Origin of the sequence: Rhodopila sp. (genome assembly GCF_035548095.1) — a bacterium.
Taxonomy (GTDB): domain Bacteria; phylum Pseudomonadota; class Alphaproteobacteria; order Acetobacterales; family Acetobacteraceae; genus Rhodopila.
On sequence record NZ_DASZUV010000030.1, the window covers coordinates 159,644 to 182,618 of the forward strand.

Below are 22,975 nucleotides of genomic sequence, written 5' to 3' on the forward strand. Positions count from 1 at the left end.
AAGGCAGGATTCCTGCCTTCAGACCGCCCGGTTCAGGCCGTTGCCCTCTACCGTTCAACCGCCATGGCGACGCCCATTCCGCCGCCGATGCACAATGTGGCAAGGCCCTTCCTGGCGTCGCGCTTCTGCATTTCATACAGCAGCGTCACCAGGATGCGGGCACCGGAGGCACCGATCGGATGGCCGATGGCGATCGCGCCGCCATTGACGTTCACCTTGCTGGTGTCCCAGCCGATATCCTTGTTCACCGCCAACGCCTGAGCGGCGAAGGCCTCATTGGCCTCGATCAGGTCCAGATCGTCATGCTTCCAGCCTACGCGGCCCAGCACCTTGCGGGTGGCCGGAATCGGGCCGGTGCCCATCACCGCGGGATCAACCCCCGCGGTGGCGAAGCCGGCAATGCGGGCCAGCGGGGTCAACCCGCGCTTTTTCGCCTCCGACGCCGTCATCAGCACCAGCGCGGCGGCGCCGTCATTGATGCCCGACGCGTTGCCGGCGGTGACCGTTCCATCCTTGGTGAAGGCGGGGCGCAGCTTTGCCATCGTTTCCAGGTTCGCGTCGTGGCGGATATACTCGTCGTCGGCCACCACGATGTCACCCTTGCGGGCCTTGATCGTCACCGGCGCGATCTCATCCTTGAACTTGCCGGCCTTCTGCGCCGCCGAGGCCTTGTTCTGGGATGCGACGGCGAACGCGTCCTGCTCTTCCCGGCTGATCTGATACTTGGTGGCAACGTTCTCGGCGGTGTTGCCCATGTGGTAGCCATGGAACGCGTCCCACAGCCCATCCTTCAGCATCGTGTCGATGAACTCCACGCCGCCCATCTTGGTGCCGTTGCGCAGGTGCGCGCCGTGGGTGGAGCGGCTCATGCTTTCCATCCCGCCGGCGGCGACGATGGCGCTTTCGCCGGTGCGGATCTGCTGCGCCGCCAGGGCGACCGCGCGCAGGCCGGAGCCGCAGACCTGGTTGATGCCGAAGGCAGTGGCGGAATCCGGCACACCGGCCGCGCGGGCGGCTTGGCGGGTGGGATTCTGGCCCTCGGTGGCAGCCAGCACCTGGCCATAAATGACCTCGTCGATCGCCGCCATGTCGATGCCGGCGCGCTCCGCCGCCGCCTTCAGCGCGACGGCGCCGAGTTCATGGGCGGACAATGAGCCAAGAGCGCCGTTGAAGCTGCCGACCGGTGTCCTGGCCGCCGAGACGATGACGATATCTTCCATATCCCTGCTCTCCCCTGAAGTCGGATGAAGCCGCCCGGCCGGCGTTGGTCCGCCGTCCTGGGCCGGATGTGCGGCACGGTGCGGGGAAAAGCAACCCGGATCAGACGCCGAGCTGGGTTGCCAAGTCCTGGATGTCCTTGGCGACGATGGTCCAATCCTGTTCGGCGGCCTTATCCTTCGTCTGTTCCGGTCCGTATTCGGTCGGGCGGGGAAAGAAGGCGGTCTGCAGGCCGCATTTGCGGGCGGCGCCCAGATCGCCGTTGTGGGCGGCTGCCATCATCACCTGGTCCGGCCGCAGGTTCAGCAGCCTGGCAACACCAAGATAGGTCTCGGGGTCCGGCTTGAAATGGCCGAACAAGTCGGATCCGAAGATCATGTCCCACGGGATGCCCGCCTGTTTCGCCATGTTCAGCAACAGGGAGACGTTGCCGTTGGATAACGGGCCGATGATGAAACGGGTTTTCAACCGCATCAGGCCGGGAACGGAATCCGGCCATGGCTTCAACCGGTGCCAGCCCAGGTTGATATGCGCCTTGTCTTCCTCGGTGAGGCCCTGAATCCCCTGCTCCTTGACCAGCCGGTCCAGAGAGGCGCGGTGCAGGTCGTCCAGCAAGGTCCAGCCGCGTTCCCCGCTGCGCACACGCTGCATGGAGGGCTGGTAGGCGGCGCGCCAGGCATCCACCAGAGCCTGCCAGTCGGCCGTGATGCCGCGCTTCGCGCCATAGGCCGAAAGGTCCGCGATCAGGCTGGAACGCCAGTCGACGACGGTGCCGAAGGTGTCAAAGACGATTGCGACGGGTGGTTGGGGCATGGGCAGGGTTCCTCCTGCGGTGAGGAGAGCGGGCAGTCAGGGGACGGTCAAGCACTGCGGCGGCGGAGCGGCTCGCGCCAATTTCAATCTGCCCTTGACCCTTCGCCCCCAGCCGACCCATATAGCGCGCCTGCGATCGGGGTCCGGTGGCAGAGTGGTGATGCAACGGACTGCAAATCCGCGTATGCCGGTTCGATTCCGGCCCGGACCTCCAGCAGTCTCCATCGCAGTGACCAATTTTTCCGCATGAACGAACCGGCGTCAGGTGAGACCACGGACAACGCGCCGGCCGACCTGGCCACGGTATGGCTGCTCGCTGCACTGGCCGGGGCGGTCGACGCGCGCGGAATCGCGCTGCTGCACAACGTCTTCCTGTCTTTCATGAGCGGCAACAGCACCATGTTCGCGGTTTCCCTGGCCAGGTCGGATTGGCCGCAGGCGCGGTTGATCGGGCTGGTCATCGCGACATTCGTCGCCGGCGCCGCTGCCGGGCAGGTGGTGGCGATCGTCAGCGGCCGCTGGCACCTGCCGGTGGTCATTGCATGCGTCACCGCTTTGCTGCTGGTGCCATTATTCGATCACCGCGTCGGGATCGTGGCATTGACGTTCGCGATGGGCGGGCTGAACGCCGCCATGCAGCATGTGGGTCGCACGTCGGTCAGCCTGACCTTCGTCACCGGCGCACTGGTGCGGTTCGGTCAAGGCGTCGGAACCCTTCTCACCGGCGGCGGCAAGGGGTGGGACTGGCTGATGCAGGCGGTTCCCTGGACGGGACTGGTCACCGGGGCCGCGCTGGCGACGCTGGCATCCATGCAAACGGATGCCGTCATCGACCGTGCCCTGCCGCTCCTGGGGGCGGCCCTGACGGTGCTGACCGCCGCCGCGGTCCGACAGGTTGCGGTGCGGGCCGGCTGACGGACCGGCGTATTGCGCCCATACTCGGCCCCGAACCCAGCCGGAGGCCCGTGACGCATGGAACTGATCGATCTCAGCCGCGACATCCACCACAAGATGCAGCGACTGCCGAACCATCCGATGGTGATCATCGCGCCGTTCACGACGCACGAGGAAAAGCGGGAGGCCGACGGCTACGTCTTTTCATCGGCGGTCATGTCACTGAACATGGGTGATCATTCCGGCACCCATGTCGACGCGCCCGCGCATTTCGATGACCGGCCGGATGCGATGACGATCGACCGGATGCCGCTGGAGAATTTCTTCACCGAGGCGGTGTGCCTGGACCTGTCGCACAAGCCGCTGAAAAGTGACATCAGCGTCGACGACCTGCAGGCTGCCGAGGCCGCCGCGGGCGTCGCAATCAAGCCGGGCGATACCGTGCTGCTGCACATGGATTTCTGGCGCCGGACCCACGACACCGACGCCTTCATCACCGACTTTCCTGGCCTGACCAAGCACTCCGCCACCTGGCTCGGCGGCCGCGGCATCCGCATGTTCGGCGTCGAGGCAGTGAGTCCTGGCCGCCCGGGCCGCAACAACTTCGAGGTTCACCACGTCTGCCGAGACATGGGATTTACCCACATGGAGGGCCTGGTGAACCTCGACAAGCTGGTTGGCCGCGGCCGGTTTCGGTTCATCGGCTTTCCGCTGAAGATCCGCGGCGGGTCGGGCAGCCCGATCCGGGCGGTTGCCTGGCTGGATTGACGCCGATGAGCGATGGATGGCGGGCGCGGACCTAGCCCGTCCCGCCCGTAAAGGCGTTGAAGGTGATCAGTGTGTAGGTATCCTTGACGCCCGGTAGCGCCTGAATCCTTTCGGTGACGAACAGGCCGATATCCTGATCGCTTTCCAGATAGAATTTGCCCAGCAGGTCATACTGGCCGGAGGTGGAGAACAATTCCGACATCTCCGGGATCGTGTCCGCCGCCTCGCGCGCGACCTCGTATGCCTTGCCCATCTCGCACTTGATCTGAACGAAGATCGCCTTCACCGCCACCTCCAACACGCTTGTCGGAGCTTAGCCGGTCTGCCGGCCCGGACCAACGCGTCACCGACACGCGTCACCGACACGCGGCGGCGGCCGACATCCGAGCGGTCTCGAATGCCGGCCTGCTTTGCGTACAGGCCATGACGCCTGGCGCGCGGTGCCGGACCGCCGATCAGAGCGGGAAATGGAAGCGCAGTCGGCCGGAGCCAACACCAGAAAATGGAAATCGCGCTTTTGAATCAAGGAGGCCCGAGGCATGTCGGGCTAAGCCGGTCCTGTCGCGCGCTGGCTGGAATCACCCTCGATCGGTCCGCCATCCCCAATTGCTTCATTCCGTGGAAGTCCTTGCTTCCACCGGTATTCACCGCTAACCGTGCGTGCTTCCATCCATGCAGGAGACCTATTCATGTCGTACAGGGTCGCGGTTGTCGGCGCCACCGGGGCAGTCGGACGCGAAATGCTGAAAACCCTGGCGGAGCGCAATTTTCCGACGTCCGATGTCGCCGCCGTGGCGTCTGGCCGGTCGGCGGGCGCGGAGGTCTCCTTCGGCGACAAACGGGTGCTGAAAGTCCAGAACCTCGATACGTTCGATTTCGCCGGCTGGGACATTGGCCTGTTCAGCCCGGGCGCGTCCGTCTCCGCGGTGCACGGCCCGCGGGCGGCGTCTCAGGGCTGTGTGGTAATCGACAACACCTCGCATTTTCGCATGGAGCCGAACATCCCTCTGGTGGTGCCCGAGGTGAACCCCGAGGCGCTGCGCGGCTTCACGCGGCGCAATATCATCGCCAATCCGAACTGTTCGACCATTCAGATGGTGGTGGCGCTGAAGCCGCTGCACGACGAATTCCGGGTCAAGCGCGTCATCGTGTCGACCTACCAGTCGGTGTCCGGCGCCGGCAAGGAGGGCATGGACGAGCTGTACAGCCACGCGAAGTCGTCCTTCGTGCATGAGCAGAGCCCGCCGGAGCAGTTCACGAAGGAGATCGCCTTCAACTGCATCCCGCATATCGACAAGTTCATGGATGACGGCTCCACCAAGGAAGAGTGGAAAATGGTGGTCGAGACGCAGAAGATTCTCGATCCGAACATCGCCGTCTTCGCCACCTGCGTGCGCGTTCCGGTCTTCATCGGCCATGGCGAGGCGGTGACGGTGGAATTCGAGAAGCCGGTGGCGCCCGGCGAGGCACGGGCCCTGTTGCGTGACGCGCCCGGAGTCGAAGTCGTCGATGTCCGAGAGGATGGCGGCTACGTCACTCAGCTGGAGTGTCAGGGTGAGGATGCGGTGTTCGTCAGTCGCATCCGCAAGGACCCGACGGTGGAGAACGGCCTGTCGTTCTGGTGCGTTTCCGACAATCTGCGCAAGGGTGCGGCCTTGAATGCCGTGCAGATCGCCGAAACGATGATCGCGATGAACCTGCTGACGCGGAAAGCGGCCTGACATCGCCCTCCGCAACAGTCGCCTGAGGGTATCGGGCGGCGGTTGCGGATCTGCATGTCTGATCGTCATTAACCAGGCGATTGACCGCGCACCGAACCGCGATCGGTCGAGGGGTGCAAAAACCCCCTGGCCCGGGCGGTCACCGGATGGCTTTTGCGAGCCGGCGGGTCAGTGCCAATGCGTCGGCTTCCGGCACGTTCGTGAAACCCAGTAACAACCCCTCACCGGCATGGCCGGCCACCGACTGCGCGGACAACGCATTGGGTCCAAGCCCCACGTCCAGCGCCCTGCGAACCATTTCGGCGTCCGATGGTCCGTCGGCCAGCCGTGCCAGCAAATGCATCCCGCCTGCCTGCAGCTGCAAATCCAGGCGGCTGCCGAAGACCGCCCGCAAGGCAGCCGCCAAAGCTGACCGCCGCGATCCGTACAGCGAGCGCATGCGCCGCAGGTGCCGCGCGAAATGCCCCTCGGTCATGAACGCAGCGACGACCTGCTGTTCCAGCACCGGCAGGCCTGCTTGGAGGGTCCGCGCGGCGGCCAGAAGGGGGGCCTGCAACGAGACCGGGGGCACCAGGTAGCCCAGCCGCAGTCCGGGAAACAGCACCTTGCTGAAGCTGCCCGCGTATAGAACCCGTCCCGTCAGATCCAGGCTCTTCAGGGCAGGCAACGGGTGACCCGTGTACCGGAACTCGCTGTCGTAATCGTCCTCGATCACCCAGGCTCCGGTATCGGCGGCCCAGTCCAGCAGCGACAGCCGCCGCTGCAACGACAGCGCCACGCCCATCGGCGCTTGATGTGTGGGTGTAACCACGGCGAAGCGGGCGGCTGGGGCAAGGCTGGCCGCCAGCGCGACATCCAGGCCGGCTGCATCCACCGCGCTCGGCACCAGTGTCCCGCCGGCCTGTGCCAAGGCATCCCGAGCAAGGAAATAGCCGGGGTCCTCGATGATGACCCGATCGTCAGGGCGGAGCATCGCGTGCGTGATCAACGCCAGGGCCCCCTGGAAGCCGGCGGTTATCAGCACGTCGTGCGCGTCACATGCGATGCCGCGGGCCACGCGCAGATAGGTGGCGATCGCCTCTCGTAGCACGGGCAGACCGGCCGGGTCCGGATAAGCCAACGCGGCCGGTGCGATCCGCCGAGCCGCGCGGACGGTGAGGCGGGACCACAGCGTACGCGGGAAGGCATCCAGCGCCGGCAAGCCCAGACGGAACGGCAACGGCCCTGGCAGCGCTCGCGCCGCGGCGGCAACGGACTTCTCGACCGGCGGACAAGGCGGCACCGCCGGCACTCTCAGGCCTGGCGCGACCACGGTCCCGGCAGGACCGCGGCCCTGGACATACCCTTCTCCGGCCAGCAGCGCGTAGGCGGCGTCGACGGTGCCGCGCGCCAGGCCAAGCTGCGCCGCCAGGCTTCGGGCGGACGGCAACCGATCATTCGGCGCCAGCAACCCGTGCGCAATCCCTTGCCGCACGCGCTCGGCGATCTGACGGAACACTGGCGTGCCGTCAGGACGATCAAGCCTGATGACGAAACGATCCATGGCTTAGTCCGATACGCCATTTTTGGCTCTGTCGGATAGTCCATGGCGGGAGCATCTTCAGCGCTGAACAGAGGAGGCCCTTCATGCACGCGCAACGTCTCAGCCTGCAGACCGTCCCCGAGGCCTATGCCGCGGTCGGCGGCGTGGAACGCTATATCCGCGCCTGCGGCCTGGAAAAATCGCTGATTGAGCTGGTGAAACTGCGGGCGTCGCAGATCAACGGCTGCGCCTTTTGCATCGACATGCATTCGCGGGATGCACGCCAGGCGGGTGAATCGGAGCAGCGTCTGTATCTGTTGTCCGCGTGGCGGGAGTCGCCGCTGTTCACACCGCGGGAACGGGCGGCACTGGACTGGACCGAGTGCCTGACCCGCCTGCCCACGGATGGTGCGCCGGACCCGGTCTATGCGGCGTTGCAGACGCAGTTCTCACCGATCGAGATCGCCAACCTTACGACCTTGATCGGGTTGATCAACCTGTGGAACAGGATCGGCGTCGGCTTCGCCCTGCAACATCCTGTGCCGGCCCAGGCGGCGGCGTGACGCCGCGATGTTGCGCCATGCCGAAACCGACGCCGATTTGCTCATTTGTTTTCCGCTGATGCAGGACCTTCGCCCGCATCTCGCCGACCCTGCGACCTTTATCGCCAGGGTCCGCCGGCAGCAGCAGGCGGGTTATCGGCTGTTGGCGGCGTGGGATGGGGAGCGGCCGGTCGGCCTCGCCGGCTACCGACCGCAGGAGAACCTGATACGCGGGCCGTTCTGCTATGTTGACGATCTGGTGGTCGCGCCCGCAGGGCGGCGTCAGGGCGTGGGGGCGAGGCTTCTGGACGCTGTCGCCGCCGAGGCGCGGGCGGCCGGGCTGCCGCATCTTGTGCTGGATACCGGGCTGGATAATGGCTTGGGCCAGCGTTTCTACTTTCGATACGGCATGCTGCCCGCGGCGCTTCGCTTTGCCATGCCACTGAAAGAGGCGACGTGATGGGGTCGATCCTCTATGTGGCCGCGAGTCCGCGGCAGACCGACTCCGTCAGCCGGCGCTTCGCCGGCGTTGTCCTGGCTCGCCTGCTGGCGGGGCTGCCCGGAGCGTGCCTGGTCGTGCGCGATCTCGTGGCCGATCCGGTGCGGCCCCCGGACGCTGCGTTCACCCGTGCGATCCTGGCCCCGCCGGTGCCGGATCACCCGGCGCTGGCTACCTCTGAAGCGCTGATCACGGAGCTGGAGGCGGCCGATGCGGTGCTGATCGCCACGCCGATGCACAATTTCACCGTACCGGCCGTGCTGAAAGCCTGGATCGATCAGATCGTGCGGATCCACCGCACCTTCAGCAGCACACCGATGGGCAAGGTCGGGCGCCTGCCGGACCGGCCAGTCTACCTCGTCGTCACCTCCGGTGGCTGGTTCACGCGGCCGTCACCGGCCGGTGCGCCGCCGCAGCCTGATTTCCTTACCTCCTATTTGCGCGCCATATTTGAAACGATCGGGCTGCGGAGCCTGACGGTCCTCCCGCTGGAGGGTGTGACGCGCGGGGCCGACGCCCTGGCTGATGCCTGGGGGCGGGCGATGGCACTGCTTGACGACGCTCTCCCGCCATAAGCGCAAAGCCCCCGATTGCCGGGGGCTTTGTCGTGGAGAGACTGTGCTATTTGATCCGCCCCATCTCCCGCAGCTTCTCCACCACGTTCCCCATCATGCCGAAATACGGCTTCACATGGGTCAGGTCGCGGATCTGGTCCAGGCTGTCGCGGACCATTTCGATCGTGACCGGTTCCGCCGGATCGAACTGCTTGCCTTCGGTGACGAAATACTGGACGCGCGCATAGCCGCCGGCGGTCGCCGCCATGATTTCGCCGTTCTGGTCACACTCCTCGCTGCATAGCCAGGCGACCATCGGCGACACCAGTTCCGGCTTCATCCACGGCGCCATGTCCGGCGGCAGCAGCGATTCCGTCATCCGCGTATAGGCGGAGGGCGAGATCGCGTTCAGGCGGATATTGTATTTCGCACCCTCGAACCGCAGCACGTTGATCAGCCCGTTCACCGCCATCTTCGCAGCGCCATAATTGGCCTGGCCAAAATTGCCGACGGTGCCGGACCCGGATGTCGTCACCACGATGCGGCCGTAGCTCTGCTTGCGCATGATCGGCCAGGCCGCCTTGGTGCAGTAGACGGTACCGAAATGATGCACCTGGTTGACGAACTCGTAATCCTCCATGGTCATGTTGTTGAACGCCTTGTCCCGCAGGATGCCGGCGTTATTGACGAGGATATCCACCCGGCCCCAGGTGTCCATGGCGGTCTGGATGATGCTGCTGGCTGACTTTTCATCGGCGACGGAGGCATAGCTGGCCACCGCCTGCCCGCCGGCCGCCTTGATCTCCGCCACCACCTTGTCCGCCACGGCATTGGCGCCGCCGGTGCCGTCCACCGAACCGCCCGGATCGTTCACCACCACCTTGGCGCCGCGTGACGCCAGCAACAGCGCATGGCAGCGACCCAGGCCGACACCGGAACCGGTGACAATGGCCACTCTGTCATCGAAACGAACATCCATGGTCTCAATTCCCCCTCAGGGCTGTGCGAACAAAAGCACCGCCGGAGGCCAGCGCGCGCCGCCCTGCCGTCAGCATCGGAAAGAAGATGTGCCAGATATGGATCATTTCCGGCCAGATTTGCAGGTCGACGGGCACCTCGTCGATCCCGGCCTTACGCGCCAGGGCAATCGAGTCGTCCAGCAACGTCTCGACCGACCCGACCTGGATCAGCAGCGGCGGCAGGCCGCGCAGGTCGCCGTGGATCGGTGAGGCATGGGGGTGTTTGGGATCGGCGTCCCCCAGATACCACTTGGCCATCATTTCGATAGTGGCCCTCTGCACGGTGGGATCGGTATCGGCACGATCGGTGAAGGATTTTCCGGTGGCTTCCATGTCCACCCAGGGAGAGATGCACCAGCCGCAACCGGGTTGCGGCAGACCGGCCTGCTTCAACGCCAGCATTGCCCCGACCACCAGCCCGCCGCCCGCGCTGTCGCCGGCGATACAGATGTTCTTCGGTTTCATTCCGCTGTCCAGCAGGTAGCGATAGGCGGCTACCGTATCCTCGACGGGCGCGGGGAACGGATGCTCCGGCGCCAGTCGGTAATGGAGCGCCAGCGTGCGGGTGCCGGCCTGCCGCCCGGCTTCGGCGGCCAGATGGCGGTGGCTGTCGAGGGATCCGATGACATAGCCGCCGCCATGCAGATACAGGATCGCCTTGTCCTGCCCGGCATCCGGCGTCGACGTCCATTCCGCTGGCACACCGTTCGCGACCACGGGCGTTACGGTGACGTCCTTGGCGAGCCCCAGGTTCTTACCCCGCGCATCGGCATCGATTCGCATCTGCGCGATTTCCGCGGCGCGCGGCCTGGCGGCGATGGCTTCACGGATTCTGGCGATTTCGGGGTCCATCTAATGCGATCCTCCAATCAGTTCGTCGGCGATTACCAGGACATCGCGCGTGCGATGGACACGGTCGCCCCACACTTTGTCGAACTCAGCGATCAGGGTCTTGATGGCCGCGCCACCGGTGGCGGATTTCGCGGCCTCCAACGACGGGAAGCGATAGAAGGCGGTGTGTACCGTGGGATCCTGCTCACTCCATCCTCGCATCGCTGCTTGTGCCTGGAATGCCTTCATCGCATCCGGCAGATGTTCCTTTTGATACCAGGTATCGAAGCGGGCGCGGTCGGTCATTTCGGTCAGCACCGCGCGGACGACGAGGTAGGCCGCACTCATTTCGCGTACTTTCCTGTCAGTTGCGAGGTCGGGCCTTCCTGGCCCTTCTTCTGGCGATCGAGCCTGGTCTCCCGTGACCAGGTCCGCTTCAGGTCGTCGCGGACGTTGAAGCGCAGCCGGCCCAGTCCCTCTGTCTCCAGCTCGATCACATCGCCGTCCATGAAGGCGGACAGGCCCCGATGGTTGGTACCGGTGGCGAGGATGTCGCCCGGTTCCAACGTATGGATTGACGTCACCCACTCGATGCAGTGTGCAATCGAGTGGGCCATGTCGTCGGTGTTGAAGGACTGCTTGAGTTCGCCGTTGACCCACAGTCTGACCGGCAGTTTTTGCGGATCGGCGACCTCATCCTTGGTAACAAGGTATGGGCCGATCGGGGCAAAGGTGTCGCGTGACTTCATCTGGAAGAACACGTTGCCGGGCGGCGGCAGGCCGCGGGCGGACCCGTCGATGAAGTTGATGTAGCCGAAGACGTGGTCCATGGCCTGCGCGGCCGGCACGTTGCTGGCGCGCTTGCCGATCACCACGGCCATCTCGGCCTCGCCCTCGAAGATCGTTGCGGGAACGTCTGGCAGTACCATGGTGTCGCCAGGGCCGATGATGGCATTGGCGGCCTTATGGAAGGCGTTGATTGGCGCCGGCTTCGCCAGCGTCCCGTCTTCCATGTAGTTCACCGCCATGCAGACGATGTTGCCCGGCCGCGGCAGCGGCGGGCGCAGCCGGACATTCGCCAGCGGCGTGCCACCCGTGGTCACCCCCTCCAGCCGGTGCCGGTACTCGCCGAAATTGGCGATCAGGGCGTTGATCAGGTCGCCCGGCCCGACATGCGGGATCTCGCGCACCACCGGGGAGACGTCGAAGATCGCGTCGCCGCGCACCACGCCCAGTTTGAAGTCATCGAAAAATGCCAGCTTCATGGCATGTCCCCTCCCAGGGCCTGCTTGTATGGGGATCAGCCTAACCCGCGGTCAGGTCAGCCAGCAATGGCAGCGCCTCCCGCGCAAACCACTCCATCTGATCGGCTTTCTGTTCGTAGGGACCGAGCAGGTCCAGCACGATGTGGCGGACCCCGGCGGCGTGGAAGTCGCGGATTCGCTGCGCGACCATCTCCGGCGGGCCCAGCGCGCAGTAGCGCTGCGCCGCCCTGCGGAAATCCATGGCGTAACGAACGCTGAGTGTCTCCGTCGCCCGGTCCAGTGCTTCCTCGTAAGTCTTGTCCAGACGCGTGAACAGCAGATGGCCGGTACCGAACGGCACCGCCTCGCGGCCCGCCTGCATCGCGGCCCGGTCGATCGTCGCCAGGGCATCCCGATACATTTCTGGCGTAATGACATAGGCCAGGTAGCCATCGCCCAGCCGCCCGATCCGGCGCAGCGCGGCTTCCTTCCGCCCGGCGAACCAGATCGGCGGTCCACCCGCCTGGCGCGGCGGCGGACGCATCGGCACGTCGTCGAACGGACCATAGAACATGCCGTGGTGGCTGACCGGCTCACCGCTGAAGAATTGCCGCAGCACCGTCACGCCCTCGGCGAGACGGGCGCCACGTTCGTTGTGGGGTATGTCGCAGGCGGCATACTCCTTTGGGAATTCCCCGCCGACGCCGACCCCCAGGATGAAGCGGCCCTCTGTCAGGTGATCCAGCGTGATGACCTGCTTGGCCACCGGCGTGGGGTGGCGCAGCGGCAGCAGAAGCACCGAGGTGCCCAGGATCAGACGGCGACTGACCACGGCGGCCTGCGCCAATTGCAGCAGCGGATCCAGGATCGGGACGGGAAAAGAGATGTGATCGCCTGCCCATAGCGAATCGAAGCCCAACCGGTCGGTGTTCTGCACCAGCGCCACCAGCTCATCGATCCGCGGCAGCCAGGGGCCGGTCGCCGGTTCTGTGCGGCGGTGGATGGTCTGAATGCCAATCCGCAGGCATGTGTCCAGCACCAGGGTCATGCGACGTCTCCTGTCTTCGGGGCATGTTGCAGCCGCCGGTCGGTCGCGCCAAGGTTGCGCCCGCTCAAATGGCCCGCGCAAATGACCCGCGCAAATGGCCCCGCGCAAATGGAGGGAATCGTCCCATGCCTGACATCCTGGAATCCGTCGAAGACGGCGTCGCCACCCTGACCCTGAACCGGCCGGAGGCGCTGAACGCATTGTCGGAGGAGATCCGGCTGGGCATGCACGAGGCGATCTACCGCCTGGGCAACGATCCCGCGATCGGCTGCATCATCATCACCGGCGCGGGCCGAGGTTTTTGCGCCGGCGGCGACGTGAAATCGATGGCCGGCCGGTCCTCTCGTGTGTTCGAGGAACGGGCCGAGGGTATCCGTCAATCGAACCGCATTCCGGCGCTGATGAACAGCGTGCCGAAGCCGATCATCGGCATGATCAACGGCGTGGCCGTTGGCGCCGGCCTTTCCATGGCCTGTGCCTGCGACATCCGCATCGCTGCCAAGTCCGCGCGCTTCGGCACCGGCTTCATTAAGATCGGCCTGTCCGGCGACTGGGGGGGCACCTGGACCGTGACGCGGCTGATCGGCACCGCCAAGGCACGCGAGCTGTTCTTCACCGGCGACATCATCGGCGCCGACGAGGCCCTGCGGCTGGGCCTGGTCAACCAGGTGGTGGATGACGCGGAACTGCGGGAGACGACCATGGCGATGGCCCGCCGCATCGCCGCAATGCCGCCGATCGCCCTGGGCTATACCAAGCGGAACCTGTCGGCCGCTGAAACGGGCGATTTCGCCACGTCGCTGGAACTGGAGGCAGTTCACCAGGCCCGCTGCTCACAGACCGAGGACCATCGGGAGGCGGTGGCTGCCTTCAAGGAAAAGCGCAAGCCGTCGTTTACGGGGCGCTGAGGCATGCGGGTCCTGAACAACCTGCCGCAGGCTGATCTGCGGACCACGGCGGCGGCGGCAATCGCGGCGGAGAAGGCAGGCTACGACGGCCTGCTGACGATGGAGAACAAGCACGACCCGTTCCTGGCGCATGCCATCGCCGCGGTGAACACGGACAAGGTGGAGCTCGGCACGTCGGTGGCAATCGCTTTCCCGCGTAGCCCGATGGTGGTGGCGAATGCGTGCTGGGACCTGCAGAATGCCTCGCGCGGGCGTTTCGTGCTGGGGATCGGTCCGCAGATCCGGCCACATAATGAAAAACGGTTCAGCGTGCCCTGGACGGCGCCAGCGCCACGGCTGCGCGAATACGTTCAGGCGCTGCGGGCGATCTGGACCACGTGGGAGAAGGGCGAGAAGCTGGATTTCCGTGGCCAGCACTACACGTTCTCGCTGATGCCGCCTTATTTCATGCCGCCCTCGATGGGGCAGAAGATGGTGCCGATCACCTTGGCCGGCGTCGGGCCGCATACGCTGCGCCTGGCTGGGGAAGTCGCGGACGGCATCCGTCTGCACGGGTTCTGCACCCGCCGCTACCTGGAAGAAGAGGTGGTGCCGCGCCTGCGCGAGGGCATGGCCCGTACAGGGCGCCAGCGAGAGCATTTCGAGATTACCGGCGGCGGCTTCATCGCCACCGGCGCCGACAGCGACTCGGTTGCCAGGGCGTTCGAGGTGGTGCGCGGCCGGATCGCCTTCTATGGCACGACGCCCGCCTATTGGGGCGTCTTCGAGCTGCATGGCTACGGCGATTTGGGGCGCGAGCTCAATGCCATGTCCAAGGCCGGCAAATGGGCGGAGCTGCCCGCCAAGGTGCCCGACGAGTTGGTGTACCTGTTCGCCGCCGTCGGCACGCATAAGGAATTGCCTGGCAGGATCGCCGAACGATTCGGCGGGGTAAGCGATGCGATCAATCTGCGAGCCGACGCCCAGAGCGCGGATACCAACGTGCCACCGGACGTCATCCAGGAAATCAAGCGAATCCCTACCCCCTTTCACGGTTACAAGACCGCGTGGTGAGGACCGGGACCGCCGCCCTTGATCGGCGGCGGGCAACCGGCTCAAACAGGTCCGGCAAGATGGAGGACACAGCGTGCTGGATCGGGTGATGCTGACGAATGACGACGGGATCGACGCACCGGGCCTGGCGGTGTTGGAGCAGATCGCCGCGGAGATCGCCCGAGAGGTCTGGGTGGTCGCGCCGGAACACGACCAGAGCGGCCAGTCCCACGCCATCAGCCTGCATCACGCTCTGCGCATCAGCCGCCGGGGTGAGCGCCGCTTCGGCGTCACCGGCACGCCGGGGGACTGCGCGGCGATCGGCCTGTGCCACCTGATGAAGGACAACCTGCCGGACCTGGTCCTGTCGGGGGTCAACCGCGGTCTGAACCTGGGGATGGAGACGGTATTCTCCGGCACCGTCGGCGGTGCGATGACGGCCATGATGCTGGGTGTGCCGGCCCTGGCGCTGAGCCAGGCCTTTACCAGGCGCGACTCGGTGCCGTGGGACACAGCGCGTGCTCTCGGCGTCGGAACGATCCGCAAGCTGCTGGCGATTGGCTGGGGCAAGCGCGCGATCCTCAACGTGAATTTTCCCCCGCTGCCCGTCACCGAGGTCGGCCCGATGACCCTTGCCCGGCAAGGCGAGGGGATGCTGGCGGGCATGATGGTGGAGACCCGCGTCGATCCGCGCGGCATGGAATACCATTGGTTGAATTTCCGCCGCGGCGATATTCCGCAAGGGCCGGAAAGCGACTATACGGCCTTGCGTGCCGGCAAGATCGTTGTGACACCGATCCGGTACGACCGGACGGACAACGAGGCGTTCCGCACGCTGTCGGAGCACCTGCCCCGGCTGGATGGTTGAGGCCGCACCCAAGAAATCGTGCCGGATATCATCCGTGCCCGAACAATTGGCGCAGGCCTGACACCGGCTCCGCGTTCACCACGGGTTCACCACGGACACCCCACGGGCGTCCCTGATCACCAGAACGCGATACCGATGCAGCGATGCGATGAGCCGGATCAGCAATGCCGGCGCCATGCCGTCATCGATCGGCATGTCGTCAACCGCGTGAACCGATCCGGCGGAAAGGGGCGGCCATGCACTATCCGGTGATTCCTGGACGCGGTACGCTCATCGGATGGTGGCCTCGAAGACGTTGCTGATTGTCTTCCACTCCGCAACCGGAGGGACGCGGCAGATGGCGCAGGCCGCGCGGGCCGGCGCCGAGACCGAGGCGGACGTGAATACCCGCCTGCTGGCCGCGGACGATGCCGGCGTGAACGATGTGCTGGCGGCAGATGGCTATCTGTTCGCGACACCGGAAAACCTGGCGGCGATGGCCGGTCGCATGAAGGACTTTTTCGACCGCACCTATTATCCGGTGCTGGACCGTATCAATGGCCGTCCATACGCATCGCTGATCTGTGCCGGCAGCGACGGCACCAACGCCGCGCGCCAGATCGCCCGTATCGCGACCGGTTGGCGTTTGCGGCCGGTGGCGGAGCCGCTGATCATCTGCACCCACGCCCAGACGCCGGAGGTGATCCTCGCGCCCAAACAGATCGGGGCCGCCGACCTGGCGTCCTGCCGCGATCTCGGCGCGGCCCTGGCCGCCGGGCTTGCTGGCGGCATCTTCTGAACCATTCCGAACCGGCGGGAACCATCCCGGCCGGCCGGCGGGCGTGCTATGATGGCACCTGCCAAGGGAGAAAAAATGCATGGCGAACATCCATTACCGCGTCGTGCCGCATGACGGCGGCTGGGCCTACACGCTGGACGGGGTGTTCTCGGAGCCTTACGCCAGCAAGGAGGCCGCGGTGGACGCGGCACGCCGCGTCGCCCGGGAACAGCACGTGCCGGGCGATCTGACGGAAATTCATTATCAGGATGCCGCGGGCGTCTGGCACGCCGAACTGTCGGAGCCGGATGACCGGCCGGATGCCGATGTCGTGAGCTGACGGGCGCGGCAAAACCTTTCAGGCGGCGAATCGTTACCTGACCGATGAAACCCGATCGCGCCCTGGAAGCAGCCGTGCCAGGCGAAGCCCGCCGGACGGGCTTGCGCGTCCGCTGGGTTGTCGTGGGCTTGTTGGCGCTGGGCGTGGCGGCCCTGATCGCATTCTGGGACTGGAACTGGTTCCGCCCGCTGGTGGAGGCGCAGGTTTCCGCGGCGCTCGGCCGACCAGTGAGCCTGCAGCACTTCGATCTGGAACCCGGCCGCCAGACCGTCGTCGTGGCCGACGGCGTGACGGTCGGCGACCCGCCTTCCTCTCCCGCCGGCACGCCCTTTGCCACCATCCAGCATCTGGCCGTGACCGTCGATGTGATGGCGTATCTGAAGGGCAGGCAGATCGTTGTGCCCCTGATCGCCGTCGACCACCCGGTGATCGATGCCCGGCGCGAGGATGGCAAGCCCAATTGGGTGTTTCCGGCGCTTGCGTCCAAACCGGGGGCCGCGGCCGGGGCCGGCCCGCAGATCGGCGACCTTCAAATTTCCGAAGGCAGCATCCATCTGCTCGACCCGTCGTTGAAGGCGGACGTGGCGATGGACGTGGCGACCTCGGCTCGGCGTGCGGACGGGGAGCGGCAGATCGAGGTGACCGCGAAGGGGACCTATGCCGACCAGCCGATTACCGGCCGCGCGACCGGTGGAGCATTGCTGACGCTGCGCGACGCGACGCATCCGTACCCTATCGACCTCGAAGTCGCGAACGGACCAACCCGGATCCATCTGGCGGGAACCGTGCTGAACCCGATGGCGTTCGCGGGTGCCGACGTGAAGCTGACCCTGTCCGGCCCGGACATGAAGCTGCTTTACCCGCTGACTGCCATCCCGTTGCCCAAAACCCCATCGTACCAGGTGTCGGGCAATCTGGACTACACCAGCGGCCGGGTTCTGTTCCGGAATTTTAACGGCCGGGTTGGATCGAGCGATCTGTCCGGTACCGTTCAGGTCGATATACGCGGGGCGAAACCTGTTTTGACCGGCGAGCTGGCTTCTCACCATGTCGATCTGGCGGATCTGGGTGGATTCATCGGTTCAGAGCCCGGCCGGATGTCGACGCCGGGTCAGACGCCACAGCAGCGCCAGGAGCTCGCCAAGGCCGAGGCCAGCCCCAGGCTGCTGCCCACCAAGCGGATCGATATCCCCAGGCTGAAGTCGGCGGACATCCACATAAAGTACCGCGGCGACCAGATCATCGGACGCGGTGTCCCGTTCGACCGCATGACCGCGGTGCTGGACATCGATGACGGGCGAATCCGGCTGACCCCGCTGTCGCTGGGTGTCGGACGCGGCCAGATCGAGGGCACGATCGACCTGGCTCCAGCGAATGACGCACTCTATCGGCTGCGGGCCAATGTCGGCGTTCAACATGTTGATCTGGGGCGGTTGCTGGCAGCAACCGGCATGACCAATGGCAGCGGAACGGTCGGCGGCCGCGCGGCAATCGATTCCACGGGCAATTCGGTGGCCACGTTCGCGGCGAACGGCGATGGCTCCGTACAGCTGGTGATGTCCGGCGGCGGCGATCTGAGCGCGCTGCTGGTGGACCTGTCAGGGTTGCAGTTTGGCAATGCGCTGCTATCCGCGCTGGGCATTCCGGCCCGGGACCAGATCCGCTGCTTCGTCGGAGATTGGGCGCTGCGGCACGGGGTGTTGTCGACGCGGACGATGATTCTGGATACCGCCAGCAATGTGGTTTCCGGATCGGGGGACGTGAACCTGGACAACGAGATGCTGGATTATCACGTCGCCACCAAATCCAAACATTTCTCTATCGGGACAATGCCGACCCCCATCGCGATTACGGGGTCATTCAAGCATCCATCCATCAGGCCGGAGGCGGTGCCGTTGCTGGCGCGCGGGGCTGCCGCGGTCGGCCTCGGGTTCCTGTTCCCGCCGGCCGCGTTGTTGCCGACGATCCAGTTCGGGGTTGGAGACGATGCCGGATGTGCGCCGCTGGCGCACCGACAGAAATGAGCCGGGGCGCTGACGGTTCGTAAACCCGCGTTTGCGAGGGCGTCCGACTTGGGCCGGCTATTGCGAATGGCTGTTGCGTCGTTGGGTGGTGGAGGGGGTTGGATTCGAACCAACGTAGGCGTGCGCCAACGGATTTACAGTCCGTCCCCTTTAGCCACTCGGGCACCCCTCCACGCCGGGAGCCGGCGACTTACGCCGAAGCCACCCTTCAAGTCAACATGCGCCGACCACGCTCTTGACCGCGGCGCCGTTTTCCGCCCTGTTGCCGGAAAGCAAGCACACCTGGGACGACGCCCTTTCGCCACATGCTACCGCCGCACCCAGGATGACAGTCGCAACTCTTCCCCACAGACATCCCGTCTGGCTTCCCTACCTTCTTGGCCTGTTCATCGCCGTCGGTCCGGCGGCGACAGACATGTACCTGCCGGCATTCCCGGCGGTAGAGGCCAGTTTCGGCACCGCCCCCGGCACCGCGCAGCTGACGCTGGCATCCTGGTTTGCCGGACTTGCGGTGGGGCAGCTCAGTCAGGGAGCGCTTTCCGACCGGTTCGGGCGCCGCCGGCCCATGGCGGCCGGCTTCGCACTGTTCACGATCTGCACGGTCGGCTGCGCCATGGCCCCCTCGCTGCCGGCACTGGCGCTGTTCCGGGCGCTGGCCGCCTTCGGCGCGACCGCAGGCATGGTGATTTCCCGCGCCATGGTGCGAGACCTGGCAGAGGGCCAGGCTGCCGCCATCATGATGTCCCGGCTGGTCCTGGTCATGGGGGCCGCGCCGGTCTTTGCCCCGTCGGTCGGGGGCGCCATCCTCGCCTTCGCCCATTGGCGGATCATCTTCTGGCTGTTGGCGATCTACGGGACCACGTGCATGACCATCTGCTGGTTCGTACTGCCGGAGACGTTGCCGCCGGAGCGTCGCCTGCGTTTCACGCTGCGGGGGCAGATCGAACGCTACATCATGATCGTGAAGGAAAAGGTGTTTCTGACGCACGCCATCATGGGCGGTTTTTCGACGTTTTGTATGTTTTCCTATCTGGCCGGCTGTTCTCCGGTCTTCGAGGAAGGGTTCGGCCTCAATCCCTCGCAGTTCGCCTTGATTTTCGGCTTGTGCGCGATTGCGTTGGTGTTTGGCTCACAGCTGAATGCGCGCCTGATCCCAAAAGTCGGACTCTCTCGCCTGCTGACGCTCGTTCCGCGTTTCTCGTTGCTGGCCGCGCTGATTCTGGTGATGCTGTCCTTTGCTCGGGTGCATGTCCTATGGATGATCGTTGCGCCCTTGATTGTCGTGTTGGGTGCGCAGGGTTTCAACAATGCCAATACGAACGCGGGCGCGCTGCAGCGCCATGCCGCGCACGCCGGCAGTGCCTCGGCGCTGATGGGGACGTTCCAGTTCACTTTGGGCGCCAGTGCAGGCCTGCTGGTCAGCTTCGTGACCGATGGCACGCCGCGTGGCATGGCCTCGATGATGGCGCTGGGCATGTTGGGCGCGGTCATCACCGATGTGTTCCGTCGGCGCGTTGAGCTGGCACATCGATGATCGTCGGTCTTCCTGTTTGCACGCGCGTGCTGAACGGGAGTCCGCAGCACCAGACCCATGCGCGGTATGCCGAGGCGGTGCTGCAGGGCACAGGTGCCCTGCCCGTACTGATTCCGCCACTGGGTGAGGCCATGCTGGGCTTGCTCGACACGCTGGACGGGCTGCTGTTGACGGGCAGTCCGAGCAACGTGCATCCCGGGCGGTATGGGGGTGGCGAGAGCGAGACGCCGGAACTGCATGATCCGGCTCGTGACGACACGACGCTGCCGCTGATTCGCGGCGCCATCGCCCGCGCTATCCCGATCCTTGCGATATGTCGCGGCATCCAGGAATTAAACGTAGCCCTTGGTGGCACGCTCGCTCAGCGTGTGCATGTCCTGCCCGGCCGGTTGGACCATCGTGGTCATGGCGAAACGCTCGCCCAACGCTACCGGCCCGCACACCCGATCACCGCCACCGGCCGGCTGGCGACGATCATTGGCGCGACGGATATCGTTGTGAATTCGGTCCATGGCCAGGCGATCGATCGGCCCGCGCCAGGCCTGGTCGTGGAAGCACGAGCGCCAGACGGAACGATCGAGGCGGTGGCGATGCCGGAAGCCCCTGGCTGGGTTCTCGGTGTGCAATGGCATCCGGAGTGGTGCTTTGCCGATAACCCGCACAGCGTTGCCATTTTCCGTGCTTTCGGCGATGCGTGTCGGCAACGGCGCGGCCGCTGAGGCCGGATCGCCGGCAACGTCCAACGAAGGGGCAGGCAGCCATGGATCTGCAGCTGGCAGGCAAGACGGTGCTGATCACCGGTGGTTCCAAGGGTATCGGCAAGGCGACCGCCGAGGTTCTGGCCGAGGAGGGCTGCAACCTGGTCCTGGTGGCGCGGGATGCCGCCAACCTGGAGCAGGCCGCCGCCGCCATACGTACCAAGCGCCAGGTCAACGTGCGCGTCATCGCCGCCGACCTGTCGACCGATGCGGCGGTGCGACGGGTCGCGCAGGAGGCCGGCCCGGTGGATATCCTGGTCAATAACGCCGGTGCCATCCCGCCGGGTGATGTCCTGACGGTCGACGACGCCAGATGGCGGCAGGCCTGGGACCTGAAGGTATTCGGCTACATCTCCTTTTGCCGCGTCATGTATGAGGCCATGAAGGCTCGCGGACATGGCGTCATCATCAACGTCATTGGCGCGGCGGGTGAAAAATTTCCCACCAACTACATCGCTGGTGCCGCCGGCAACGCATCGCTGATGGCGTTCACGCGAGCCCTGGGCAAGGGCGCGCCGAAGGATGGGGTGCGGGTCGTGGCGATCAATCCGGGACCGGTCGAGACCGACCGGCTGATCATGCTTCGGCGAGCGGAAGCGCAGGAGAAATTCGGTGACCCGGAGCGCTGGCGCGAGCTGACGGCGAGCATGCCGTTTGGCCGCGCGGCCACACCGCGAGAAATCGGCAATGCGGTCGCCTTTCTGGCCAGCCCCGCCTCGGCGTACACCTCCGGCACGGTTCTGACGATCGATGGCGGCGGCTGAGGAGGAGTGGCGCCGCTGTCGGTCCGGCTGCCAGTGCGTGGTCACGATGTCGTGCCGATATCCGACGCAATTCCGCCATCAAGGAGATGGGTGATCGCATATGCCGCGGGTGTGCGCATCCGGGTAGACAACCGCCGTAGGAAGAGAACTCGAGCCATGAAACATCTGTCCGCCGCCATCCTGGTGGTTCTGGCGTCGATCGCGACTGCCGTGGCGCAACCGGCTCCGCCCCCTGGAGCGCCGGGAGGACCGCCGCCAGGTGCGCCCGGTTATGCCCCGGTCCCGCCACCGCGGCCTGAACGTATCCCGCCGCCTCCAAACGCTCGGATGGTATGGGAGCCGGGACATTGGCACTGGAACGGGTATCGCTATATCTGGATCGGTGGCCGTTATGTGGAACGGAAGCCGCATTATGGACAATATGTTCCTGGCCATTGGGTCTGGGGTCCGGGCCGCTGGGTTTGGGTGCCAGCGCATTGGCGATAGGCCAGGACTGGCCTCAAGGTGTCCGGATCAGTCGTCCAAGGTGACCGTGACCGGCACGTGGTCGGAAGGTTGGGGTTGCGCCCGTTCCTCCCGATCCGGGTCGGCGGCGATGAGCTTTTCTGCCAGTGTCGGCGACAGCAGCGTGTGGTCGATGCGCAGGCCAAGATCGCGTTGCCAGGCTCCGGCCTGATAGTCCCAGAACGTATAGACCGTCCCATGCGGATGAATGGCCCGTACCGCGTCGGTGAGGCCGAGCCAGAGGAGCGTGCGGAAGCGCTGGCGGGATTCCGGGCGGATCAGGGCATCATTGGACGATAGGGCGCCCGGCGCGAGGTCCTCCTCCGTCGGGCAGACATTGAAATCGCCGGTGATCAGCAGGGGTATGTCCTGCGCAAGCAGCGTTTTCGCGCGGGCGGCCAGGCAGTCCATCCACGCCAGCTTGTAGGCGAATCCCTCCTCGCCGCGTGAGTTGCCGTTTGGCAGGTAGATGCCGATCAGGGTCATGCCGGCCGCCTGGATCTCGATGTAGCGGGCCTGGGCGTCATCGGCGGGCAGGCCGGGTAGTTCCGTATGCGTGACGGTGAATGGCACGCGCGCGATCACGGCAACACCATTGTAGGATTTCTGGCCCACCGCCTGTGACCGGTAGCCCAACGGCTCGAACGTCTTGACCGGAAACGCGGCGGTTTCGCACTTGATCTCCTGCAGGAACAGCACGTCGGGCTGGCAGCTTTGCAGCCAGCGATGGACGTGAGCTTCGCGCTGGCGGATCGAGTTGACGTTCCAGGTGGCGATCTTCATCGGCTGGGCCTCCCCTTGTTCGGGCTGAGA

General features: G+C 65.6%; 26 protein-coding genes and 2 tRNA genes. 17 read left to right on the top strand and 11 right to left on the bottom strand.

Annotation, left to right across the window (positions count from 1 at the left end; translation table 11 throughout):
- Nucleotides 1–47: 47 nt before the first annotated feature.
- Both VHC04_RS21785 and VHC04_RS21790 read right to left on the bottom strand, forming a co-directional pair.
- On the bottom strand, nt 48–1,220 hold the full coding sequence (locus tag VHC04_RS21785) for an acetyl-CoA C-acetyltransferase (RefSeq protein ID WP_325684839.1): 1,173 nt from the start codon (nt 1,218–1,220) through the stop codon (nt 48–50).
- A 100-nt stretch (nt 1,221–1,320) separates the two neighbouring features.
- Nucleotides 1,321–2,031 carry a haloacid dehalogenase type II gene (locus VHC04_RS21790; RefSeq protein ID WP_325684840.1) on the bottom strand — a complete coding sequence of 237 codons (711 nt, stop codon included), beginning with the start codon at nt 2,029–2,031 and terminating at the stop codon, nt 1,321–1,323.
- A gap of 140 nt (nt 2,032–2,171) precedes the next feature.
- On the opposite strand from VHC04_RS21790, the gene VHC04_RS21795 reads away from it, so the two are divergent.
- The 3 genes from VHC04_RS21795 (at nt 2,172) to VHC04_RS21805 (ending at nt 3,693) form a co-directional block, all read left to right on the top strand.
- Nucleotides 2,172–2,245: transfer RNA gene (locus VHC04_RS21795), tRNA-Cys, on the top strand.
- Nucleotides 2,246–2,277: 32 nt separating this feature from the next.
- Nucleotides 2,278–2,946: a YoaK family protein gene (locus VHC04_RS21800; protein WP_325684841.1), complete on the top strand. Its 669-nt coding sequence runs from the start codon at nt 2,278–2,280 to the stop codon at nt 2,944–2,946.
- A gap of 57 nt (nt 2,947–3,003) precedes the next feature.
- Complete coding sequence (locus tag VHC04_RS21805; protein ID WP_325684842.1) at nt 3,004–3,693, top strand: cyclase family protein; 690 nt, start codon at nt 3,004–3,006, stop codon at nt 3,691–3,693.
- A 31-nt stretch (nt 3,694–3,724) separates the two neighbouring features.
- On the opposite strand, the gene VHC04_RS21810 is transcribed toward VHC04_RS21805, so the two are convergent.
- Nucleotides 3,725–3,979 (bottom strand): Lrp/AsnC ligand binding domain-containing protein, encoded by a 255-nt coding sequence (locus tag VHC04_RS21810; RefSeq protein ID WP_325684843.1) that lies wholly within the window; start codon nt 3,977–3,979, stop codon nt 3,725–3,727.
- Between the two features lie 403 nt (nt 3,980–4,382).
- Between VHC04_RS21810 and VHC04_RS21815 the strand changes: the two genes are divergently transcribed.
- Complete coding sequence (locus VHC04_RS21815) at nt 4,383–5,414, top strand: aspartate-semialdehyde dehydrogenase (protein WP_325684844.1); 1,032 nt, start codon at nt 4,383–4,385, stop codon at nt 5,412–5,414.
- Nucleotides 5,415–5,553: 139 nt separating this feature from the next.
- On the opposite strand, the gene VHC04_RS21820 is transcribed toward VHC04_RS21815, so the two are convergent.
- Nucleotides 5,554–6,957 (bottom strand): PLP-dependent aminotransferase family protein, encoded by a 1,404-nt coding sequence (locus VHC04_RS21820; RefSeq protein ID WP_325684845.1) that lies wholly within the window; start codon nt 6,955–6,957, stop codon nt 5,554–5,556.
- A gap of 83 nt (nt 6,958–7,040) precedes the next feature.
- Between VHC04_RS21820 and VHC04_RS21825 the strand changes: the two genes are divergently transcribed.
- From VHC04_RS21825 to VHC04_RS21835, 3 genes are read left to right on the top strand one after another with little or no spacing between them, the layout of a single operon-like run.
- On the top strand, nt 7,041–7,499 hold the full coding sequence (locus VHC04_RS21825; RefSeq protein WP_325684846.1) for a carboxymuconolactone decarboxylase family protein: 459 nt from the start codon (nt 7,041–7,043) through the stop codon (nt 7,497–7,499).
- Between the two features lie 7 nt (nt 7,500–7,506).
- A complete protein-coding gene (locus VHC04_RS21830; RefSeq protein ID WP_325684847.1) occupies nt 7,507–7,938 on the top strand; it encodes a GNAT family N-acetyltransferase in 432 nt (143 codons plus the stop codon).
- The gene (locus VHC04_RS21835; protein ID WP_325684848.1) at nt 7,938–8,552 is read left to right on the top strand and encodes an FMN-dependent NADH-azoreductase; all 615 of its coding nucleotides are present in this window, start codon (nt 7,938–7,940) and stop codon (nt 8,550–8,552) included. Before VHC04_RS21830 ends, VHC04_RS21835 begins: the two co-directional genes overlap by 1 nt.
- Before the next feature lie 46 nt (nt 8,553–8,598).
- Here the strand turns inward: VHC04_RS21835 and VHC04_RS21840 are convergent, their stop codons facing one another.
- Genes VHC04_RS21840 through VHC04_RS21860 form a run of 5 tightly spaced genes read right to left on the bottom strand, consistent with a single transcriptional unit; the run spans nt 8,599 to nt 12,673 of the window.
- Nucleotides 8,599–9,510, bottom strand: coding sequence for an SDR family oxidoreductase (locus VHC04_RS21840; RefSeq protein ID WP_325684849.1), 912 nt, complete (start codon nt 9,508–9,510; stop codon nt 8,599–8,601).
- 4 nt (nt 9,511–9,514) lie between these two features.
- The gene (locus VHC04_RS21845) at nt 9,515–10,402 is read right to left on the bottom strand and encodes an alpha/beta hydrolase (protein WP_325684850.1); all 888 of its coding nucleotides are present in this window, start codon (nt 10,400–10,402) and stop codon (nt 9,515–9,517) included.
- Complete coding sequence (locus VHC04_RS21850; protein ID WP_325684851.1) at nt 10,403–10,729, bottom strand: hypothetical protein; 327 nt, start codon at nt 10,727–10,729, stop codon at nt 10,403–10,405.
- The gene (locus tag VHC04_RS21855) at nt 10,726–11,646 is read right to left on the bottom strand and encodes a fumarylacetoacetate hydrolase family protein (RefSeq protein WP_325684852.1); all 921 of its coding nucleotides are present in this window, start codon (nt 11,644–11,646) and stop codon (nt 10,726–10,728) included. The genes VHC04_RS21850 and VHC04_RS21855 overlap by 4 nt, the downstream gene beginning before the upstream one ends.
- 40 nt (nt 11,647–11,686) lie before the next feature.
- Nucleotides 11,687–12,673 (bottom strand): LLM class flavin-dependent oxidoreductase, encoded by a 987-nt coding sequence (locus VHC04_RS21860; RefSeq protein WP_325684853.1) that lies wholly within the window; start codon nt 12,671–12,673, stop codon nt 11,687–11,689.
- Nucleotides 12,674–12,798: 125 nt separating this feature from the next.
- Here VHC04_RS21860 and VHC04_RS21865 point away from each other — a divergent pair, with 125 nt between their 5' ends.
- The 6 genes from VHC04_RS21865 to VHC04_RS21890 all read left to right on the top strand — a co-directional run bounded on the left by VHC04_RS21865 (nt 12,799) and on the right by VHC04_RS21890 (nt 18,602).
- Nucleotides 12,799–13,581 carry an enoyl-CoA hydratase gene (locus VHC04_RS21865; protein WP_325684854.1) on the top strand — a complete coding sequence of 261 codons (783 nt, stop codon included), beginning with the start codon at nt 12,799–12,801 and terminating at the stop codon, nt 13,579–13,581.
- 3 nt (nt 13,582–13,584) lie between these two features.
- Nucleotides 13,585–14,634 (top strand): TIGR03617 family F420-dependent LLM class oxidoreductase, encoded by a 1,050-nt coding sequence (locus tag VHC04_RS21870; protein WP_325684855.1) that lies wholly within the window; start codon nt 13,585–13,587, stop codon nt 14,632–14,634.
- A 73-nt stretch (nt 14,635–14,707) separates the two neighbouring features.
- Nucleotides 14,708–15,481, top strand: a complete 774-nt coding sequence (surE, locus tag VHC04_RS21875; protein ID WP_325684856.1) for a 5'/3'-nucleotidase SurE — start codon at nt 14,708–14,710, stop codon at nt 15,479–15,481.
- A gap of 337 nt (nt 15,482–15,818) precedes the next feature.
- Nucleotides 15,819–16,259 carry a flavodoxin family protein gene (locus tag VHC04_RS21880; protein ID WP_325684857.1) on the top strand — a complete coding sequence of 147 codons (441 nt, stop codon included), beginning with the start codon at nt 15,819–15,821 and terminating at the stop codon, nt 16,257–16,259.
- A 79-nt stretch (nt 16,260–16,338) separates the two neighbouring features.
- Entirely contained in the window at nt 16,339–16,578 is a 240-nt protein-coding gene (locus tag VHC04_RS21885) for a DUF2188 domain-containing protein (protein ID WP_325684858.1), read from the top strand.
- A 74-nt stretch (nt 16,579–16,652) separates the two neighbouring features.
- Nucleotides 16,653–18,602, top strand: a complete 1,950-nt coding sequence (locus VHC04_RS21890; protein WP_325684859.1) for an AsmA family protein — start codon at nt 16,653–16,655, stop codon at nt 18,600–18,602.
- Between the two features lie 86 nt (nt 18,603–18,688).
- Here VHC04_RS21890 and VHC04_RS21895 read toward each other — a convergent pair.
- Nucleotides 18,689–18,774, bottom strand: a tRNA-Tyr gene (locus VHC04_RS21895).
- 153 nt (nt 18,775–18,927) lie between these two features.
- On the opposite strand from VHC04_RS21895, the gene VHC04_RS21900 reads away from it, so the two are divergent.
- From VHC04_RS21900 to VHC04_RS23115, 4 genes are all read left to right on the top strand, one after another.
- Complete coding sequence (locus tag VHC04_RS21900) at nt 18,928–20,136, top strand: multidrug effflux MFS transporter (RefSeq protein ID WP_325684860.1); 1,209 nt, start codon at nt 18,928–18,930, stop codon at nt 20,134–20,136.
- A complete protein-coding gene (locus tag VHC04_RS21905) occupies nt 20,133–20,855 on the top strand; it encodes a gamma-glutamyl-gamma-aminobutyrate hydrolase family protein (protein WP_325684861.1) in 723 nt (240 codons plus the stop codon). Before VHC04_RS21900 ends, VHC04_RS21905 begins: the two co-directional genes overlap by 4 nt.
- A 41-nt stretch (nt 20,856–20,896) precedes the next feature.
- A complete protein-coding gene (locus VHC04_RS21910; protein ID WP_325684862.1) occupies nt 20,897–21,658 on the top strand; it encodes a short-chain dehydrogenase/reductase in 762 nt (253 codons plus the stop codon).
- 327 nt (nt 21,659–21,985) lie between these two features.
- Complete coding sequence (locus VHC04_RS23115; RefSeq protein WP_408903850.1) at nt 21,986–22,144, top strand: hypothetical protein; 159 nt, start codon at nt 21,986–21,988, stop codon at nt 22,142–22,144.
- A gap of 27 nt (nt 22,145–22,171) precedes the next feature.
- On the opposite strand, the gene VHC04_RS21915 is transcribed toward VHC04_RS23115, so the two are convergent.
- Nucleotides 22,172–22,945, bottom strand: a complete 774-nt coding sequence (locus tag VHC04_RS21915; RefSeq protein ID WP_325684863.1) for an exodeoxyribonuclease III — start codon at nt 22,943–22,945, stop codon at nt 22,172–22,174.
- Nucleotides 22,946–22,975: the final 30 nt, after the last annotated feature.